Source organism: Nocardia otitidiscaviarum (assembly GCF_007362295.1).
GTDB lineage: Bacteria > Actinomycetota > Actinomycetes > Mycobacteriales > Mycobacteriaceae > Nocardia > Nocardia otitidiscaviarum.
In genome coordinates, this window is the sequence record NZ_CP041695.1 from 7,042,194 (window position 1) to 7,060,545 (window position 18,352).

Consider the following 18,352-nt stretch of genomic DNA (forward strand, 5'->3'; position numbering starts at 1 on the left):
GTCACTCGAGATCGACAACCGTGTCACAGTATCGGTCCGCGTGCGGTTACGCGCGAGTCGTCCGCGCCGTCAACCGATTTGCGACCGAAACGAGACCGGTCTAGCACGAGCCCCCGCCCCGCCACCGCGTGTCGAACGCGATGGCGGCGAGTCCGCAGGCGTAGATCCCGGCCGCGGCCACCACCACCGCGGGTGCACGCCCATCGGCCGGTATCACCGTCGCGGTGGCCGCCAGCGCCAGCACGAAGGCGATGTTGAAGACGGTGTCCTGGAGGGCGAACACCTGCCCGCGGTGCGCGTCGTCGATCTCGATCTGCATGGCGGCATCACCGGTGAGTTTGATGGTCTGTCCGGCCAGGCCGAGCAGGAAGGCGGCGGCCAGCAGCGCCAGCCGGGCGCGTGCCTCGTCGTCACCGGTGGCCACGGTGATCGGCGTGACCAGCGTCAGCTGCACGACGATGGCGGTGACCAGCCCCGCCACGACGGTGCGGATGCGGCCCAGGCGCGGGATGAGCAGCGGCGCCAGCACGGCCGCGCTCAGCATGCCCGCCCCGGTGCTGGTGATGGCGACACCGAAACCGGCGAGCCGCTCGGCGACCCCGGAGCCGTCCTCGACGCCGCGCCGCAACACCAGCACCATGAGCAGCGTGTCCGCCCCGAACACCATGCGGTGCGCGCCGATGCCGATCATGGCGGTGGTGACCTGGCGGGACCGTCCGGCCGCCACCGCGCCGCCGCGCAGCCCGCCCGCGATGGCGCGCACCGAGCTGCGGGCGTCGCGTTCGGCCCGGTCGGGTCCGAGTATTCGGCCCCGGAATCCGGCTGCCGCGGCGACGCCGAGCACCGATCCGACGGCGCTGCCCGCGACCGCGACCGCCGATCCGGTGTCGCCCGGCCCGATCAGCCCGATGATCCCGAAGCCGAGACTCGCGCCCACGATGGCGCAGCCGGCCGCCATCGTCGCCATGATCGAGTTCATCGGCACCAGCCAGCGCTGTTCCAGCACCTTGGGCAGCGCCGCCGCGCAGCCCGCGCCCACGAACCGTCCGATGCCGACCACGGCGAGCGCGAACAGCAGTAGTGGCGTGGCGGCGATCCCGCCCGCCAGCAGTGCGGCCGTCACCGCGATCAGCCCGGCCCGCAGCACATTGGCCAGCAGCAGGACGGTGCGCCGGTCCCAGCGGTCCAGCAGCGCGCCCGCGTAGGGGCCGATGATCGAGTACGGCAGCAGCAGGGCCGCGAATCCGGCCGCGATATCCGCCGGATCGGTCTGCCGTTCCGGGTTGAACAGGATCGCCCCCGACAGCGCCGCCTGGAACATGCCGTCGCCGAACGGACCGGCCAGTCGGACGACCGCCAGTCGCAGTACCCCCGGGTTGCCGCGCAGCGCCGCGCGGACCGTGCGCGCGAGTGCGCCGAAACCCTGCCCCGATCCGAATCCTCGCCCCGTCGCCGGGACGTTCACCGGGCGGGATGCGTGGTCACGAGGGCGTAGACGGCGGCGCGCATATCGGGGGCCATCGGCAGGTTGTCCAGTCCGTCGGCGTCGACCCACTGGTATTGATCGTGTTCGCTCGGATCGAGTGCGATCTCACCGTATTCGGCTTCCACCACAAAGCTGTATTTGCGGACGCGGGATTTCGTGCGGGTGGCGTAGTCGAATCCGCCGAGTACGTCGGTGATTCGCACCAGGCGAAGTCCGGTTTCCTCGAAAAGTTCGCGTTCCACGCATTCGGCGAATGTTTCCCCGGATTCCACGCCGCCGCCCGGCAGTTCATACATTCCACCGTGCCAGTCATCGGCGACACGCCGTACGACCAGTAGTTTGCCATTGCGGAACACGGCGACGCCGACCACGAAATGGGTGATGCCCTCGCTGCCCGCCTGCTGCCGGAGTTCGCGTTCGATACCCGCGAGTACCTCAGGTCTCATCCGTCCCCCTCCCTCCGGTTCTGCTTGCGGCACATCATGTTACGGTCGCCGCCCCGGTGCGGCACGGCGGGCGGCTTTCCGGCGCGCCCGCAGGGCGACAATTCGCCGGCCGGATGCGCCGTTCGGTAATGCCTGGTCGGGGCCGTGCGGATGATTGCTGCCCGCACGATAGAATTTACCGGGAATTCAGGCAGGGGTTCCGAACGGGCTTCTACCCTGGAAGTCGATCGGTGCTCGCCGGTGAGAGGAGACGGCGGTGTCCACGCTCACGACACCACACATCGATGTCCATCGGGGCGGCGACCGCATGAAAACGCGTGTGGCGTGGCTGGATTCGAAGCATTCCTTCTCCTTCGGCGAACACTACGATCCGGACAACACCCACCACGGCCTGCTGCTGGTCAACAACGAGGACATCGTGCTGCCCGGCGAGGGTTTCGACACCCACCCGCATCGGGATATGGAGATCGTGACCTGGGTGTTGAGCGGCAGCCTGGTGCATCAGGATTCGCTCGGGCACGCCGGTGTCATCTATCCCGGCCTGGCCCAGCGCATGAGTGCGGGCACCGGCATCCTGCATTCGGAGAAGAACGACGCGTGGCGGATCAGCAATGCCGCCGAACACGAGGAACCGGTGCACTTCGTCCAGATGTGGGTGGTGCCCGACGAACCCGGCATCGAACCGGGCTATCAGCAGTTGGAGATCGACGACGAATTGGCGGGCGGCGGTCTGGTGACCGTGGCCTCCGGACTGCCGCGCTACCGCGACCGCACCGCCATCGCCATCGCCAGCAGTCATTCCGCGCTGCATGTCGCGCGGATGGCCGAACCGAGCACGGTGGCCGAACCGAGCACCGAGGTGCGCCTACCGGAGGCCCCGTACCTGCATGTCTTCGTGGCGCGGGGCGAGGTGGAGGTGGAGGGCGTCGGCACCCTCTACGAGGGCGACGCCGTGCGCATGACACGCAGCGGCGGTCAGCGCATCACCGCGAATATGCCCGCTGAGGTGCTGGTCTGGGAAATGCACGCGCGGCTCGGCGGGCAGTAGCCGTCGTCGGGGCGGTCGCGCCAATACCATGGTCGGTGTGCGTCACCTGCGTTAACGGTCTCCGCGCGGCCGCGCGATACCGGGAGCGAGCACCGATGGAAGGATGCCACCATGTCGCAGTATCCGCCGCCCGGCCAATACCCGCCCCCTGGTGACTATCCGCCGCCGGGCGGTTATCAGCCCCAGCCCGGCCAGCAGTATTGGCAGGAGCCCCCGAAGGGTAAGGGCCTGGCCATTACCGCGCTGGTGCTCGGCATCATCGCCATTCCGACGGGTTTCATCCTGCTCGGTTTCCTCTTCGGCCCGTTGGCCGTGATCTTCGGCCTCATCGCCCTGCTGAGCAAGAAGTCCGGCGGCACCGGAATGGCCGTGACCGGTATCGTCCTCGGTCTGATCGGCGTGGTTGTCTCCCTGGTCGTGGGTCTGTTCTTCTGGGGCGTCGCCAAGGAGGCGGGCTTCGACAACTTCCTCGACTGCATGAATGCCGCGGGCAATGATCAGGCCAAGATCGAGCAGTGCCAGCGGGACTTCGAGCAGAATCTCGACGACCGGTTCGGCATCACCATCACCCCGGAGCCGACCCGCTGACGGTCAGGCCGAACCCTCGCGGTCGGCGTTGGTGATGCGGCAGGCCCGCGTCGCGTCGAGCACCTCCGCCAGTTCGGGCCGGAAGTCCCCTTCCGGCGGACAGATCCAGCGGCGGTAGCCGCCGCGCTCGTCGGCGGGTGAGGGCAGCACGATGCGGCTGCCGGGCAGCGCCACGCCCGCGCAGTCCCGGAACAGGTCGGCCACCAGCGTCATATCCAGATACGAGTTGTCGGTGGGGCCGGTGAGGAAGGTCCAGCGCGCCGAGCGCGGATGCGCGATGACCGGCCCGCAGCGGGCGCGCAGTCGAGCGCGGACACGATGCCCCAGTTCGGCGGGCATGGTGACGGCTCCGACCGCGCCGACCTCCAGCATGATCCGGCCCAGGCCGGGGTCGACGACGCCGTAGAGACCGTGCTCGGCGCGGTAGCCGCGGCAGCGGGCGAAGGCGTCCTCGGTGTCCGTATGGAAGGTGGGGTCGAGCGTGCTCATGGGCGAACTCGTCTCGGTGCGGACCACTCGTCGGGATGGGTTATCAGACCGTAACCCCCGGCAATCGAAATGACAATAGTCACACGCTGGGGAGTTGCCAGGCGTAGCATCGGCAGTCATGGCACCCGTGTCTCCGACCGTCGCCCGCTGGGAACTGGTCCTGCGTCTGCGCGAACTACGCGAGCAGCACGGGTTCGATTCCGCCACCTTCGCCAAGCGGGTCGGCTTCACCCCGGCCAACTGGTCCCACGTGGAGAAGGGCCGCCGCGTCCTCACCGTCAACACCATCGGTCCGGTACTGGAACTGCTCGAGGTGGAGGGTGAGGAACGCGAGGAACTGCTGGCCCTGCTGGCCGCCAGCAAGGAGCGCGGCTGGTGGGCCAAGTCCTCGGCCCTGATCGGCACCGAACTGCAGCGCTACTACGGCATGGAGTACGGCGCGGAGGCCATCCGCAGCTACGACAGCCTGGTGATTCCGGGCCTGCTGCAAACCGAGGAGTACGCCCGGGCACTGATCAGCGCCGACGTCATGATTCGTCCGGTGCAGGTGGAACAGCTGGTTGCCGTGCGGATGCGCCGCCAGCAGCGGTTGTTCGACGACGACCGGCCGGAGGTCACCGCGGTGGTCGGCGAGGCGACGCTGCGTCAGCAGATCGGCGGTCCGAAGGTGCTGCGCGGCCAGCTCGAACATCTGGCCCGGCTGCTGGACGACAATGACGCGGTGACCGTGCGGGTCATTCCGTTCACCGCCACGGCGGGTGCGGTGCTGGGCGGCTCGAGTTTCCATCTGCTCGATTTCACCGCCGCGGCCCTGCCCACTTTCGGCTGGGTGGAGAGCGCGGTGTTCGGCGGTGCGGTGGACGATCCCGACCAGGTGCGGGATCTGTCGTTCGCCTATGTGCGTGCGCTCGACCAATCTCTCGATCGCGCAGAATCTTTGGAGATGATCAGAATTTATGCGAAAGGGGAATGAGAGCATTTCGTACCGTAAAATGCAGCCCATGTCCACCACAGCGAGGCTTCATCCGGAATCCACCGGATGGTTCACATCGTCTCGAACCAACAACGGCAATCAATGCGTCGAGGTCCGTTTCGACGGTGCTGCGGTGCTCATTCGGGACAGCAAGTACCGCCGCGATCCGGCGCACCGCCTCGACGACGAGCCCATCATCACCGTCACCGCGACCGAATGGATGCGCTTCCTCGCCGCCGTGACCGGCCGACCGTCCGCCCCCTCGACCCTCACCCACCACACCGCCGCGGACGGCTCGACCACCCTCACCGACGGCGAGATCACCCTCGTCTACACCCCTGGCGAATGGGCGGCATTCACCGCCGGAGCCCGAGACGGCGAATTCGACCGGATCGCCCTCGTCGCCTGAGCGCGAACGGCCGACTCGGCCCGCCCTGGGCATACTGGAGATCGTGACTACGCAGCAGGCTCCCTCCGGTATCGATCTTTCCCATGTCGACGCGAGCGTGCGGGTGCAGGACGACCTGTTCGCGCATGTCAACGGCCAATGGCTGGACAGTTACGAGATACCGGCCGACCGGGCGGTGGACGGCGCCTTCCGCACCCTCTACGACCAGGCCGAGCTGGATGTGCAGCGGATCATCCAGAACGCCGCGGCCTCGAATGCCGAACCGGGCACCGAGGAGCGCAAGATCGGCGACCTGTACTCGTCGTTCATGGACGAGACGGCCGTGGCCGCCGCGGGACTGACCCCGATCGCCGAGGAGCTCGAGGCCGTGCGCGCGGTCACCGACCGCGGTGAGTTCGCGGCCCTGCTCGGCCGACTGCAGCGCACCGGTGTGGGCGGCGCGCTGGCGTACTACGTCGACACCGACGACAAGGATTCGACCCGCTACCTGGTGCACGCCACCCAGTCCGGGATCGGGCTACCCGACGAGTCCTACTACCGCCAGGACGACTACGCGGAGATCCGCGACAAGTATGTCGCCCATATCCGCCGCATGTTCGAGCTGGCGGGCCTGGAGGTCGACGCCGAGCGGGTGTTCGAACTGGAGCGGAAGTTGGCCGCCGGGCACTGGGATGTGGTGCGCCGCCGCGATGCCGAACTGTCCTACAACCTCACCACCTTCGACGCCCTCGCCGCCGAGCATCCGGAATTCGACTGGGCGGCATGGACGTCCGCGCTGGCCGAGGGCCTGGACCGCTCGGGTCCGGAGCTGTTCGCCGAAATCGTGGTGCGCCAGCCGGATTTCGTGCGCACCTTCGCCCGGCTGTGGGCGTCCGAGCCGCTGGCCGACTGGCAGGCGTGGGCGACCTGGCGGGTGCTGAAGGGCCGTGCCGCCTACCTGACCGCCGATCTGGTCGAGGAGAACTTCGATTTCTACGGCCGCACCCTCACCGGCGCGCAGGAGAACCGCGAGCGCTGGAAGCGCGGCGTCTCGCTGGTGCAGGAGCTGCTGGGCGAGGCGGTCGGCAAACTCTATGTGGCCGAGCACTTCCCGCCCGAGGCCAAGGCCCGCATGGTGGAGCTGGTCGGCAACCTCCAGGAGGCATACCGCCGCAATATCGCCCAGCTGGACTGGATGAGTCCGGAGACCCGCAAGGCCGCGCTGGCCAAGCTGGAGAAATTCACCCCCAAGATCGGCTATCCGGACACCTGGCGTGACTACTCGGCCGTCGCCATCGACCCGACCGACCTGGTGGGCAACTTCCGCCGCGGCTACGCCGCCGAACACGACCGCGACCTGAACAAGCTCGGCGGCCCGGTGGACCGCGGCGAATGGTTCATGACCCCGCAGACCGTGAACGCCTACTACAACCCGGGCATGAACGAGATCGTCTTCCCTGCCGCCATTCTCCAGCCGCCGTTCTTCGACATGAACGCCGACGACGCCGCCAACTACGGCGGCATCGGCGCGGTCATCGGCCACGAGATCGGGCACGGCTTCGACGATCAGGGTTCCAAATACGACGGCGACGGCAATATGGTCGACTGGTGGACCGAATCGGATCGCACCGAATTCGGCAAGCGCACCAGGGCGCTGATCGACCAGTACAACGCCCTCTCCCCCAAGGACCTCTCCGACGATCACAAGGTCAACGGCGAGTTCACCATCGGCGAGAACATCGGTGACCTGGGCGGCCTCTCGATCGCCCTGGAGGCGTACAAGATCTCGCTCGAGGGCACGGAGCCGCCGGTCATCGACGGGCTCACCGGGTTGCAGCGGGTGTTCTTCGGCTGGGCGCAGGTGTGGCGCACCAAGGCGCGCCCCGAGGAGGCGATCCGCCGCCTCGCGGTGGATCCGCACTCGCCGCCGGAGTTCCGCTGCAATGGCGTCATCCGCAATCTCGACAGCTTCCACGAAGCCTTCGGCGTCGAGCCGGGCGATGCCCTCTACCTGGAACCCGCACAGCGCGTGAAGATCTGGTAAGTCCGGTCCTAGCGCAGCCGCGCCTCGGTCTCGGCGTCGAAGAAGAACACCTCGTCCGGCTTCGGCGTCAGCCGGAGGCGGTCACCCAGGGCCACCTGGAAGTGGCGGTCCACCCGCGCCACGACCTTGCCCGAGCGGCTGGACCATGCGTCGGTGACGCCGTGCGAGTAGAGGAAGGATTCGGCGCCGAGTTCCTCGAGCAGTTCCACCTCCACGGCCAGCGCGTTGGCCGGATCGGTGGTGACCTCCCAGGACTCGGGCCGGATACCCACCACGATCCGCTCACCGGTGATCGCGTTGCGCGGCACCGGGATCGAGAGTCCGTTCAGCACCGCGTGGCCGTCGCGAATCGGCGCGGTGAGCAGGTTCATCCCCGGTGAGCCGATGAATCCGGCCACGAAGGTGTTGACCGGGTCGTCGTACAGTTCGCGTGGCGCGGCCACCTGCTGCAGGACGCCGTCGCGCAGCACCGCCACCCGGTGTCCCATGGTCATGGCCTCGACCTGGTCGTGGGTGACGTACACGGTGGTGGTGCCCAAACGCTGTTGCAGCGCGGCGATCTGGGAGCGGGTGCTCACCCGCAGCTTGGCGTCCAGATTGGACAGCGGCTCGTCCATGCAGAACACCTGGGGCCGCCGCACGATGGCGCGCCCCATGGCGACGCGCTGGCGCTGACCTCCGGACAGCCGCGCGGGCTTGCGGTCCAGCAGCGGTTCCAGCTCCAGCATGGCCGCGGCCTCCGCCACCCGAGCCCTGGTGTCTGCCTTGCTCATTCCCGCATTGCGCAGCGCGAAGCCCATGTTCTCGGCCACGGTCATATTCGGGTAGAGCGCGTAGCTCTGGAACACCATGGCGACATCGCGGGCGCGCGGCGGCAGCGCCGTCACATCCCGGTCGCCGATGAGAATCCGCCCGCTCTCCACGGATTCGAGTCCGGCCAGCATGCGCAGACTGGTGGATTTCCCACAGCCGGACGGCCCCACCAGCACCAGGAATTCCCCGTCGGCGATATCGAGTTCCAATTCCTCGACCGCCGGATGGGGTGCTCCCGGGTACCGGTGGGTGACACCGTCGAACCGCACAGTCGCCATAGTGGCCGGACCTTCTTCCGAAAGAGAGTGTTACTTGGGCAGTTTCGGCAGGATCTGCCGGTCGAGGATGGCTTGCAGCTGGTTGGTGACGTCGGCGTAGGTGGTGGTGACGTCGGCGTTCTGCAGGCAGATCTTCTCGAAACCCGCGCCGATGATCTGGTCCGCGCCGGGCACGAACACCCGTGCGTAATCCTGCGACCTGGTCAGCGGCAGCTGGTCGATCGCGGTCTTGGCGTGCGGGTTCTGCGCCAGGTACCGCTGCTCGCTCGGATCCGCGAGGGCGGACTTGCGCACCGGCATGTAACCGGTGCCCTGAGAGAAGGCGACCGTGCCCTCGGTACCGGTGAGGAAGTTGATGAACTTGAGCGCGTTCACCTTCCGCTCATCGGAGATGCGCGACGGAATCGCCAGCCCCGCACCACCGGTGGTGCAGCCGGGGCCGTTCGGATGCGGCAGGAACGCCGTGCCCAGCTCGAACTTCGAGTCCTTGACGATGCTGCTCAGGCTGCCGGTGGAGGCCAGCGTGGAGGCGATCAGACCCGCGCTGAAGTCGGGAGCGATCTGCTTGCGTACCCCCGCGTACTTCTTGGCATAGATCATGTCGCGCAGGAAGTTTCCGGCGGTCAGCGAATCCGGTTCGTTGAAGGTGAGCTGCCATTCGTCGGAGTACGCACCGCCGAAGGTCCAGTTCGGCCCCTGGAAGGTCCACGCCAGATAGTCGGTGGCATTGCCCCAGCCGTGCGCGAGCTTGCCCTCGCCGACGACCTCCTGGAGCTTCGGACCCCATTCGTCGAACTCCTGCCAGGTCTCCGGGCCCCGGTCCGGCAGTCCGGCCCGCGCCCAGACGTCCTTGTTGTAATAGAACAGCGGGGTCGAGCGGGCGTACGGCAGCGCCCAGTACTTGCCGTCGAACCTGTAGTCCTCGAGCAGCGAGGTGACGTAGTCCGAGGAGTCCACCCCGGCGTCGGCGAAGAGGTGGTCCAGCGGTTCGATGGTGCCGTTCAGGGCGTAGTTGAACCACCAGACATCGGAAAGCACCACGATATCGGGCAGTTCACCGCCGGACAGCGCCGCATTGAACTTCTGCGACACCTCCTCGTAGTTCTTGCCCGCGTCGACCAGGTTCACGGTGATCTCCGGGAACTGCTGCTGGAAGCGGCCGATCAGGTCGGCCTCCAGGTCCTTGGAGGTGCCCGGGTGGTTGGACCAGAAGGTGAGCTGGTTGGGGTCACCGCCCTGGGAGCCGCCGCCTCCGGTGCCCGCACACGCGGTCAGGGCGAGACCGGCCGCGGTGGCACCGGCCAGGCCGAGGAAGCCGCGCCGCGACAGGGACGGCAAACGTGGATCGGACACGGGAATCTCCTTGTGGAACTCAGCCTTTGACCGCACCGGAGGTGAGGCCCTTGATCATGTGACGTTGCAGGGCGAGGAAGATGACGAGGATCGGCAGCATGGTCATGACCGTTCCGGCCATGACCGGACCCCAGTTGGTGACGCTGGGGTTCTCGGTGTTCTGCAGCAGGGTGAGGCCCACCGGCAGCGTGGCCACCTCGGGACCGTCGGCCATGAGGAACGGCCACAGATATTCGTTCCACTCGTTGACCAGCGTGATCACCGCGAAGGCCACCATGGTCGGCCCGGACATGGGCAGCACCACCCGGGTCAGCAGCCGCCACCAGCCCGCCCCGTCCATGCGCGCCGCCTCGATGATCTCGCCGGGCAGCGACAGGAAGTGGTTGCGCATGAGGAAGGTGCCGAAGGCGACGCCGAACAGCGGAACCATGATGCCGGTCAACGTGTTTCGCCAACCCAGCTGGGAGACCAGCGCGTAGTTGGAGATGACGGTGATCTGGTTGGGCACCATGAGCGCCGCGATGATCACCAGGAAGACCACGTTCTTGCCCGGGAAGCGCAGGAACACCAGCCCGTACGCGCTGAAGACGCCGAGCGCGAACTTCACCGCCGACACCACGGCGGTCACGATGATCGAGTTCTTCAGGAAGGTCCAGAAGGGCAGCGTGGTGGTGGAGTAGGAGTAGTTCTCCGGATGCCAGGTGTTCGGCCAGTACACGGCGGGTTGCACGTAGATGTCGCCGCGGTCCTTGAACGAGGTGATCAGAATCCACAGCAGCGGCACCCCGATGACGATCAGCACGCACGCCATGGCGCAATAGCCGAAAATCGTTGCCCACCGGGCCCTGTCGATGGCCCGCCCTGTGCTGCCGAGCCGCTTCATCGCTCGTCCCGATCCATGATGCGCACCTGGACCAGCGTCACGATCAGCAGCACCACGAACATGATGGTGGCCACGGTCGCGCCGTATCCGGCACGGAAGTTGACGAAGGATTCGCGATAGACCTGGACCACCATGGTGGTGGTGCCGGTGCCCAGCGGCCCGCCGCGGGTCATCGTGTAGATGATGTCGAACACCTGCAGCGAGTTGAGCAGCACGGTGATGGACAGGAAGAAGGTGGTGGGCCGCAGCTGCGGCATGAGCACGCGGGTGAAGGTGGTCCGGCGGCTCGCGCCGTCGATCTCTGCGGCCTCCATGAGATCCTGCCGAACCCCTTGCAGCGCCGCCAGATAGATGACGAAGGTGTAGCCCAGGTTCTTCCACAGGTAGGTGACGGTCACCATGAACAGGGCCCAGTCCGGGTCCTGGTAGAAGTCGGGCACCGGCAGCCCGACCTTGTGCAGTAGGTCCTGCACCAGGCCGAATCCCGGATCGAAGACGAACTGGAAGGCGACGCCGATGGCCGCGCCGGAGATGACGAACGGCGCGAACACCGCGGAACGGACCACATTGCGGCCGAACAGCTTCCGGTCCAGCAGCAGCGCCAGCGCGAGGCCGAGGGCCATGCTGCCGACCACCGCGGCGAGGGTGAAGATCACCGTATTGGTGACCACCTCCCACGAATCGGCGCGGCCCCACCACTCCCGGTAGTTGTCGAAACCGATGAAGGTAGCGGTGGTGTCGGAGATGTTCCAGTCGAAGAAGGACAGCCGGATATTGTCCAGCAGCGGCCGATACACGAAGACCGACAGCAGGATCAGATTCGGCGCGACCAGCACGACGAATAGCGCGTAGTCCGACCACGGCCGACCCCGCCAGCCGCGGACCTTCGGTTGCGGCAGTACTCGCTCGGGCCTCGATCGCACCGGCGCAGCCTGACGGGTGCGGGCAAACGCGCGGTTACCACTCGATGCCCGGAATCTGAAATGTACGGACCGCGAACAACACGGGTACCTGCCGGTCAGGGCGGGAAGACCGCGGCCCCGCCATGAAAGTGCCCCCTGCCCGACAGGGCAGGGGGCACGAAAATCTCAGCGCCGCAGTCGCTCCGGAACTAGTTCCAGTCGCCGTAGCCGTCACCCGGGTTGAGGGTGCCGCCGTTGGTGTTCACCACGACCACCGGGTCGCCCTTCTTCACGTTCTCGAAGAACCACTGGGCATCGGCGGGGCTGACGTTCAGGCATCCGTGCGAGGCGTTCGATACGCCCTGCTGCGCCACCGACCACGGGGCGGAGTGCACGAAGATGCCGCTGTTGGACATGCGCACCGCGTACTCGACCTCGAGTTTGTAGCCCTCCGGATCGGTGACCGGCACCCCGTAGGTGGAGGAATCCATGATCATCTTGCGATTGCGCTCGCTGGTGATGTAGGTCCCGTTCGGGGTCTCGTGACCCGGCTTGCCCATCGAGGTCGGCATCACCCGCACCACCTCGCCATTGCGGGTCACGGTGATCTCGTGGGTGCTGTCGTCGGCGGTGGCGATGAACTCGTCACCGATCTCGTAGGCGACGTGCGTGCCGCCCGCCTCCACGGTGATCTGGGAACCGGCGGGCCAGAACGACTCGGGCCGCCACCGCACCTGCTTGTCGCCGAACCAGTAGAAGTGGCCGCTCACCTTGTTGGTGGAGGTGATGCGGATGGCCTTCTCGGCGGTCTCGTGATCGGTGACCGGTTCCTTGAAGTTGATGATGATCGGCTGGGCGACGCCCACCACCTCACCGTCGCCGGGGCTGATGTTCGGCGCGGCGAAGTTGGCCGGCGGCACCGGAGCCTTGGCATTGGGTGAGTTCGGGGTGTCACCGGGTTCCGGCTGCGGCATGACGGCCGAGGGAACGCCCGGGATGTCGGGTCCGCCCGGCCACAGCGGGGCGGCCTGTGCGGGGGCGGCGAGCACCAGTCCGGCGGCCGCGGTGGCGGCGAGGGAAAGCAGTCCCGTTCTCCGGTACGTGGTCGTGCGCAAGGCGGTGTCCTCTCCGGTCTTTCGGTTCGCGCGCGGATGTGCGCCACGCGCGCAGAGCGCGAGCAGGTATCTCGCGGCAGGCCCCAACCCCGCATTCATTCCTACCGTGCGATCACCGGCATTCCAATCACGTTCTGGCGGTTATGCATACCGACCAACTGGTGTGAATCGCGACACACTCACGGAGGTGGGTGACTCACCGTGAGGCGACACGCTGTTCGCCCCGGCGATTCGCCGTCACGTCCCGGGTGGCGGGCATGAACCCCACCGATGTGATCTCAAACCTCCATGTGATCGAAATCACCGCTAGCGCCGTCGGATTCGAGCACATCGAAGGTGATGGCCGCCCGCGGGCCGGTGGCGATATTGTGCGGCACCGAGATGGGGACGCGGCCCGTGTCGAACCGCGGCGACAGCCGCAGCCGCACCCGGCTCAGCAGTGTCGCGAGCACGATGCGCAGTTCGTAATCCGCCAGCGCGGCACCGATGCAGCGTCGATGCCCGCCCCCGAACGGCGCGAACTCGAACGGGCCGTACCGCCGTTCCAGGAACCGCTCGGGCCGGAACCGCTCCGGTCGCTCCCACACCTGAGGATCGGAGTGCAGCAGCGGCACCGCGAGGCCCATGGTGTCGCCCGCCGCCAATTCCCGGCCGCGCAGCGTGTACCCCGTCCGCAATCGGCGCAGCACGATCGGCACCGGGGGATGCAGTCGCAGCGTCTCCTGGCACACCGCGTCCAGGTACGGCAGCCGCGCCAGCTCGGCGGGTTCGGCTCCCGCATGTGCCGCCAGTTCGGCCCGCAGCCGCGCCAGGACGGGCGGATGCCGGTGCAGTCGGTACAGCGCCCACACCAGGACGGTCGCCGTGGTCTCGTGTCCGGCCACCAGCAGGGTGCGCACCTGATCACGCACCTCGGCCGCACCGAGGCGGCCGCCGTCCGCGCACCGGGCGGCGAGAATCGTGCCGAGCACGTCCGCACCCGGTGCATCGACGGGGCGAGCGGCGAGCTCGGTGTCGATCAGGGCGTCGAGCCGCTCGCGCGCGGCCATGAACCGATCCCACGGCGACAGCCCGAACGCGCCGCGCCGCAGCGCGGGCAGCAGCATCAGCGGCCCGCCGTAGGCGTTGAGGAATTCCGTTGTCGCGCTCGTATATTCATCGCGCGCGCGAGCATCGTGCACGCCCAGGGCGGCGGCCAGCACCACCCGCAGGGTGATGGCGCGCGCGGCCGCCCGCGCATCCACCCGGGCGCCCGCCCGCCATGGCGCGCCGGTGCGCTCGCCGGTCAGCTCCGCCACCGTCGCATCCTGGATGACGGTGCCCCAGGCGCGAATTCGGCTGCCGTGGAAGGCGGGCGCGAGCATGGTGCGATCCCGCCGGTGGCGCGCTCCCGCCGTCAGTATCAGGGAGCCCGTCCCCACCATCGGCTCGATCGGATTCGGCAGCGGCGGTTCGACCGAGTCCGCGGGGGCCCGGAACAGCTCCCGCGCCCCCGCCGCCGTCCCGGTGAACAGTGCCGTCCCGAAGCCGGGAAACCCCACCGCGAACGGATCTCCGTCGCGCCCGCGCCGCCACCGGAAGTACCCCTCGAAATCCACACCGGCCCGCAGCGCGTGCCACAGCACCGGCCGCGGCCCCCGCAACGGTGCGACCGACGGGGTCCCTCGGATCCCGGCTCCAGCGCTCATGTCCTCCACTACGTTGTGGGCCCCGCGCGGGTTCGAATCCGGACCACGCCGGGCACGTTCTCCGCCGCGGTGTTCACATCCGCCCGGCCGCGCCCGATTACCGAGTGGTCCGCGGTTCTCGATCGAGAACCGCGGGTCCGCCACCGGTCGCGGGATGCTCACCTGCCCCGAGATTCTCGGGGTGACGGTTCCCCGGCAAGTGGTGTATGCATTCCAGGAAGCAGAACCTTGACGTTACTAAGGAAATACAGGACTCATCGTGTCGCGACAGTCGTTCTCTCTCCGGGTCGCCGTTTCCGCGTTCGCAGCAGCGGCCGCCCTGGTCCTCGCGGGCTGTGGGTCCACCGTGACCGGCACTCCGCTGGCGGCCGACAACGCCGGACCCGCCAGCACCGCGCCCACCACCTCGGCCGGTTCTCCGACCACCACCAGTGCCGCGCCCACCACCGGTGTGAACAAGGGCGGGTCCACCGACTTCCAGGCCAATATCGGTGATTGCGTGCAGTTGGGCGGCACCACCGACAACGCCACCATCGAGCGGGCGTCCTGCGGTTCGCAGAGCTCCAACTACAAGGTGGTCGGCAAGGCCCGCACCAACGACCAGTGCCCCACCGACGTCGACCAGGCGTACTACGAGACGCTGAACGGCATCGAGACCGGCGCGCTGTGCCTGGACATCGACTGGGTCATCGGCGGCTGCCTGGAACTCGGCGGTGAGGATCCCGAGCGCATCGACTGCTCCACCACCACCGCCATCGAGGGCGTGCAGGTGCTGGCCATCGAGCGCAACACCACCAGCGTCGACGACTGCACCCAGGGCGACCAGGGCTACGTCTACGACGAGCGGCGCTTCGTCGTCTGCGTGACGCCGCTCTGAGACAGGCTTGCGTCGGGCCGGATGGGTCCGCACAGCAGCGGGGCGGTGATCCGGATGGATCACCGCCCCGCTCGGCTTTCGTCGGTACTGCCGCCCGCCGCTCAGATCGGGTGGTAGCCCGCGCCCGCGCCGCCGCGGGCATTGATATCCGCCATGATGGCGTCCATGTTGGTGCCCACCTCGGGGCCGAAGCAGGCGATGGCCAGGTAGGCGTTCACCATGCCCACGAGGGTGCTGCCCACCACGACGGGCGCACCGGAATCGCCCTCGACCACGCACATCTGGGTCCAGGTCTCGTAGTTGGTGGCGAAGACGTCGCCCCAGGCGACACCGCAGGTGTTGCCGGTGGTCCGGCCCTCCTTGCAGACGATCATCGGGAACTGCGGCGGTGCGCCGAGACCGGTGATGGTCACGTTTCCGATCCGGTTGACCGGGATGACCCGACCGGGCTGGAATTCGATGACGGCGTAGTCGAGCGCGTGATTGGAGTACACGAACTTCCCGATCACGCCGTAGCCGCGGGCCGCCTCGGCGTACACCTGCGCGCCCGGGTCACCGCAGTGTCCGGCGGTCAGTCCGACCAGTCGGCCGGCGGCGTCGTGCCCGATCGTCGTGAGGGTGCATTCGTACTCGTTGTCGATGACGATTCCGGAGCCGCCGCCCAACACGGGGGGCGCGGGGTCTGCTAGTGCGGTCCCGGCTCCCGACCCGAGCAGCGCCGCGCTCATGGCGACGGCGAAGGTGGCCTGGGCCACCTTGGCGAGTTTCCTGATCATGTCCCTCCAGACGTCGGATGCCGATCTGTCAACGGTGTCAGCACATCCTGTCAGTATTCGTCCCCGATCGCCGCTTGTACTGCCACATGTTGCGTAGCCGTGTCCTGACTCATCGCTGCGGACCGGTCGGATGTTGCCGACTCGACATCAACGCGCGGAATCATTACGCACACCGGGTGGATTTCAGATAAATTCTTTCCGATTAATTGCAGGGCGGGGTTCGTGATTGTGTTGAGATCGGTGAACAATTATTCAGAAACTAGAACCGGTTCCAGACTGCTGCCTGGTTCTTTGTGATATTTCCCAACCATGTTGTCGCTGTTCACATCAGTTCACGGAAAGTGATCCGGCTCTATGACGGACGGCACAAGAGCGTGATGTGTTTTTCCTAACTCCGTAGTAAGGTGCGTCAAGCAACAGTCGCCGGAGGCAGGTCACCGGCGTCGAGAGGGGTAGCCAGTGGTGCAGTTGACCAAGAGTCCGGGCGGGGCGGGGTCATCAACGGAATCACGTCTGAACACAGCGGTTGACTGGACCAAGAGGTACTGGGAAGACCATCCGAAGCGGTCCCTGGAGACCGGCGGCCGCATGATGGCCATGGGGGTCTCGGCCGTCGCCGAACTCTTCATCGCCATCTTCCGCAAACGTTTTCCGTTCGGTGAGTTCGTCCGGCAGTGCGCCTTCATGGCCAATGTCGCCGCGGCACCCACCCTGCTGGTCGCCATTCCCATCGGCGTCATCGTGTCGATCCAGGTCGGTTCGGTGGCCGGACAGGTCGGTGCGACCTCGTTCATCGGCGCGGCCAACGGCCTCGGCATCATTCAACAGGGCGCGCCACTGGTCACCTCGCTCATGATCGCGGGCGCGGTCGGCTCGGCCATCACCGCCGATCTCGGTTCGCGCACCATCCGCGAGGAGATCGACGCCATGAAGGTGATGGGGGTCGACCCCATGCGCCGCCTGGTCGCCCCGCGCCTGGGCGCGGCCATGCTGGTGTCGGTGCTGCTGTGCGGTTTCGTGGTCTTCGTCGGCTTCCTCACCGGCTACGTGTTCAACATCTTCGCCCAGGGCGGTACGCCGGGTTCCTACGTCGGCACCTTCTCGTCCTTCGCGGTGACCCTGGATCTGCTTGTCGCGCTGATCAAGTCGCTCATCTTCGGCCTGCTCGCGGCTATCATCGCCTGCGACACCGGCCTGAACACCCGGGGCGGCCCGGGCGGTGTCGCGAACTCGGTGAACACCGCGGTCGTCATGTCCGCGGTGATGCTCTTCGGCGTGAACCTGATCCTCACCCAGGTCTACAACACCCTCTTCCCCCCACAGATGGTCTGAGTCGTGTCAGCAACGTATGTTCCGCCGCTGCTGCGGCCGTTCCAGAAGATCAGGAGCACCGGGCGGGCCCCGGTCGACTTCATCGCGCGGGTGGGCCACCAGGTCTTCTTCTTCCTGCGCTCGCTCGCCTCCATCCCGTTGGCCTTCAAGCAGTACCCCAAGGAGGTTTGGCGGCTGCTGTCCGACGTCACCTGGGGCAACGGCAATCTCGTCGTGGGCGGCGGCACCATCGGCGTGGTGATCATCCTGTCGGCCTTCGGCGGTATGACCGTCGGCATCCAGGGGCACACCTCCCTGAACCTGCTGGGCCTGAGCCCGATCACGGGCGCGATCTCGGCCTTCGCCACCACCCGCGAGCTGGGGCCGCTGCTGGCGGCGCTGGCCTTCGCGGCCCAGGCGGGCTGCCGCTTCACCGCGCAACTGGGCGCCATGCGCATCTCCGAGGAGATCGACGCACTGGAATCGGTCGCCATTCGGCCGCTGCCGTATCTGGTCAGCACGCGCATGATCGCGGCCATGATCGCCATCGTGCCGCTGTACTGCCTGGCGCTGCCGGTGGCCTACATCTCCTGCTCGATCACCGTGCAGCTGATCGGTGGCACCGCCGCGGGCACGTTCCAGCACTACTTCTACCAGTTCCTGGTACCGCAGGACGTACTGTATTCGATGCTGAAGGCGATCCTGTTCGTCGCCATCACCACCTTCATCCAGTGCTACTACGGCTTCTTCGCCTCCGGCGGTCCCGAGGGCGTGGGCGTGGCGGCCGGTCGCGCGATCAAGCTCTGCATCATCGCGGTGGTATTCGCCGACCTGTTCATGACATTGGCCATCTGGGGCGTCGACCCCGGCATTCGGATCTCGGGATAGGGGGCG

Annotated in this window: 18 protein-coding genes; 8 read left to right on the top strand and 10 right to left on the bottom strand. The window is 67.3% G+C overall.

The features are described 5' to 3' along the window. Nucleotides 1-100 precede the first annotated feature (100 nt). Nucleotides 101-1,465, bottom strand: a complete 1,365-nt coding sequence (locus FOH10_RS31670; protein WP_425326115.1) for an MFS transporter — start codon at nucleotides 1,463-1,465, stop codon at nucleotides 101-103. Beyond that, nucleotides 1,462-1,932 (bottom strand): NUDIX hydrolase, encoded by a 471-nt coding sequence (locus FOH10_RS31675; protein WP_039808078.1) that lies wholly within the window; start codon nucleotides 1,930-1,932, stop codon nucleotides 1,462-1,464. Before FOH10_RS31675 ends, FOH10_RS31670 begins: the two co-directional genes overlap by 4 nt. A 256-nt stretch (nucleotides 1,933-2,188) precedes the next feature. On the opposite strand from FOH10_RS31675, the gene FOH10_RS31680 reads away from it, so the two are divergent. Together FOH10_RS31680 and FOH10_RS31685 are read left to right on the top strand one after the other, a co-directional pair. Beyond that, on the top strand, nucleotides 2,189-2,980 hold the full coding sequence (locus FOH10_RS31680) for a pirin family protein (protein ID WP_039808075.1): 792 nt from the start codon (nucleotides 2,189-2,191) through the stop codon (nucleotides 2,978-2,980). 111 nt (nucleotides 2,981-3,091) lie between these two features. Beyond that, nucleotides 3,092-3,568 carry a DUF4190 domain-containing protein gene (locus FOH10_RS31685; RefSeq protein ID WP_029932450.1) on the top strand — a complete coding sequence of 159 codons (477 nt, stop codon included), beginning with the start codon at nucleotides 3,092-3,094 and terminating at the stop codon, nucleotides 3,566-3,568. 3 nt (nucleotides 3,569-3,571) lie between these two features. Here FOH10_RS31685 and FOH10_RS31690 read toward each other — a convergent pair whose 3' ends face one another. Continuing rightward, a complete protein-coding gene (locus FOH10_RS31690) occupies nucleotides 3,572-4,057 on the bottom strand; it encodes a hypothetical protein (protein WP_143983401.1) in 486 nt (161 codons plus the stop codon). Nucleotides 4,058-4,175: 118 nt separating this feature from the next. On the opposite strand from FOH10_RS31690, the gene FOH10_RS31695 reads away from it, so the two are divergent. The 3 genes from FOH10_RS31695 to FOH10_RS31705 are packed head-to-tail and all read left to right on the top strand — an operon-like array spanning nucleotide 4,176 to nucleotide 7,462. Then, complete coding sequence (locus FOH10_RS31695) at nucleotides 4,176-5,030, top strand: helix-turn-helix domain-containing protein (RefSeq protein WP_143983402.1); 855 nt, start codon at nucleotides 4,176-4,178, stop codon at nucleotides 5,028-5,030. A 28-nt stretch (nucleotides 5,031-5,058) separates the two neighbouring features. Then, complete coding sequence (locus tag FOH10_RS31700; RefSeq protein WP_029932447.1) at nucleotides 5,059-5,439, top strand: DUF397 domain-containing protein; 381 nt, start codon at nucleotides 5,059-5,061, stop codon at nucleotides 5,437-5,439. A 43-nt stretch (nucleotides 5,440-5,482) separates the two neighbouring features. Then, nucleotides 5,483-7,462 carry a M13 family metallopeptidase gene (locus FOH10_RS31705; protein WP_143983403.1) on the top strand — a complete coding sequence of 660 codons (1,980 nt, stop codon included), beginning with the start codon at nucleotides 5,483-5,485 and terminating at the stop codon, nucleotides 7,460-7,462. 8 nt (nucleotides 7,463-7,470) lie between these two features. Here FOH10_RS31705 and FOH10_RS31710 read toward each other — a convergent pair whose 3' ends face one another. From FOH10_RS31710 to FOH10_RS31735, 6 genes are all read right to left on the bottom strand, one after another. Continuing rightward, nucleotides 7,471-8,553 carry an ABC transporter ATP-binding protein gene (locus tag FOH10_RS31710; RefSeq protein ID WP_143983404.1) on the bottom strand — a complete coding sequence of 361 codons (1,083 nt, stop codon included), beginning with the start codon at nucleotides 8,551-8,553 and terminating at the stop codon, nucleotides 7,471-7,473. Nucleotides 8,554-8,583: 30 nt separating this feature from the next. Next, a complete protein-coding gene (locus FOH10_RS31715; RefSeq protein ID WP_425326116.1) occupies nucleotides 8,584-9,906 on the bottom strand; it encodes an ABC transporter substrate-binding protein in 1,323 nt (440 codons plus the stop codon). Nucleotides 9,907-9,925: 19 nt separating this feature from the next. Further along, a complete protein-coding gene (locus FOH10_RS31720; RefSeq protein ID WP_143983405.1) occupies nucleotides 9,926-10,789 on the bottom strand; it encodes a carbohydrate ABC transporter permease in 864 nt (287 codons plus the stop codon). After that, a complete protein-coding gene (locus FOH10_RS31725; protein WP_186000939.1) occupies nucleotides 10,786-11,688 on the bottom strand; it encodes a carbohydrate ABC transporter permease in 903 nt (300 codons plus the stop codon). Before FOH10_RS31725 ends, FOH10_RS31720 begins: the two co-directional genes overlap by 4 nt. Before the next feature lie 212 nt (nucleotides 11,689-11,900). Continuing rightward, the gene (locus FOH10_RS31730) at nucleotides 11,901-12,806 is read right to left on the bottom strand and encodes a L,D-transpeptidase (RefSeq protein WP_039808055.1); all 906 of its coding nucleotides are present in this window, start codon (nucleotides 12,804-12,806) and stop codon (nucleotides 11,901-11,903) included. Nucleotides 12,807-13,084: 278 nt separating this feature from the next. Beyond that, nucleotides 13,085-14,494, bottom strand: coding sequence for a cytochrome P450 (locus tag FOH10_RS31735; RefSeq protein WP_143983407.1), 1,410 nt, complete (start codon nucleotides 14,492-14,494; stop codon nucleotides 13,085-13,087). Nucleotides 14,495-14,750: 256 nt separating this feature from the next. Between FOH10_RS31735 and lppU the strand changes: the two genes are divergently transcribed. Beyond that, entirely contained in the window at nucleotides 14,751-15,371 is a 621-nt protein-coding gene (lppU, locus tag FOH10_RS31740; protein WP_186000940.1) for an LppU family putative lipoprotein, read from the top strand. A gap of 101 nt (nucleotides 15,372-15,472) precedes the next feature. Here lppU and FOH10_RS31745 read toward each other — a convergent pair whose 3' ends face one another. Next, nucleotides 15,473-16,147: a S1 family peptidase gene (locus FOH10_RS31745; RefSeq protein WP_029932438.1), complete on the bottom strand. Its 675-nt coding sequence runs from the start codon at nucleotides 16,145-16,147 to the stop codon at nucleotides 15,473-15,475. A gap of 513 nt (nucleotides 16,148-16,660) precedes the next feature. On the opposite strand from FOH10_RS31745, the gene FOH10_RS31750 reads away from it, so the two are divergent. Further along, complete coding sequence (locus FOH10_RS31750) at nucleotides 16,661-17,479, top strand: MlaE family ABC transporter permease (RefSeq protein WP_029932437.1); 819 nt, start codon at nucleotides 16,661-16,663, stop codon at nucleotides 17,477-17,479. Between the two features lie 3 nt (nucleotides 17,480-17,482). After that, nucleotides 17,483-18,346, top strand: a complete 864-nt coding sequence (locus FOH10_RS31755) for an MlaE family ABC transporter permease (protein WP_029932436.1) — start codon at nucleotides 17,483-17,485, stop codon at nucleotides 18,344-18,346. Nucleotides 18,347-18,352 lie beyond the last annotated feature (6 nt).

Excerpts from the sequence above, each read along its gene's own strand:
- FOH10_RS31675 (WP_039808078.1), bottom strand. The coding sequence starts at position 1,932 with ATGAGACCTGAGGTACTCGCGGGTATCGAACGCGAACTCCGGCAGCAG.
- FOH10_RS31685 (WP_029932450.1), top strand. The coding sequence starts at position 3,092 with ATGTCGCAGTATCCGCCGCCCGGCCAATACCCGCCCCCTGGTGACTAT.
- FOH10_RS31690 (WP_143983401.1), bottom strand. The coding sequence starts at position 4,057 with ATGAGCACGCTCGACCCCACCTTCCATACGGACACCGAGGACGCCTTC.
- FOH10_RS31695 (WP_143983402.1), top strand. The coding sequence starts at position 4,176 with ATGGCACCCGTGTCTCCGACCGTCGCCCGCTGGGAACTGGTCCTGCGT.
- FOH10_RS31700 (WP_029932447.1), top strand. The coding sequence starts at position 5,059 with ATGTCCACCACAGCGAGGCTTCATCCGGAATCCACCGGATGGTTCACA.
- FOH10_RS31710 (WP_143983404.1), bottom strand. The coding sequence starts at position 8,553 with ATGGCGACTGTGCGGTTCGACGGTGTCACCCACCGGTACCCGGGAGCA.
- FOH10_RS31720 (WP_143983405.1), bottom strand. The coding sequence starts at position 10,789 with ATGAAGCGGCTCGGCAGCACAGGGCGGGCCATCGACAGGGCCCGGTGG.
- FOH10_RS31735 (WP_143983407.1), bottom strand. The coding sequence starts at position 14,494 with ATGAGCGCTGGAGCCGGGATCCGAGGGACCCCGTCGGTCGCACCGTTG.
- FOH10_RS31745 (WP_029932438.1), bottom strand. The coding sequence starts at position 16,147 with ATGATCAGGAAACTCGCCAAGGTGGCCCAGGCCACCTTCGCCGTCGCC.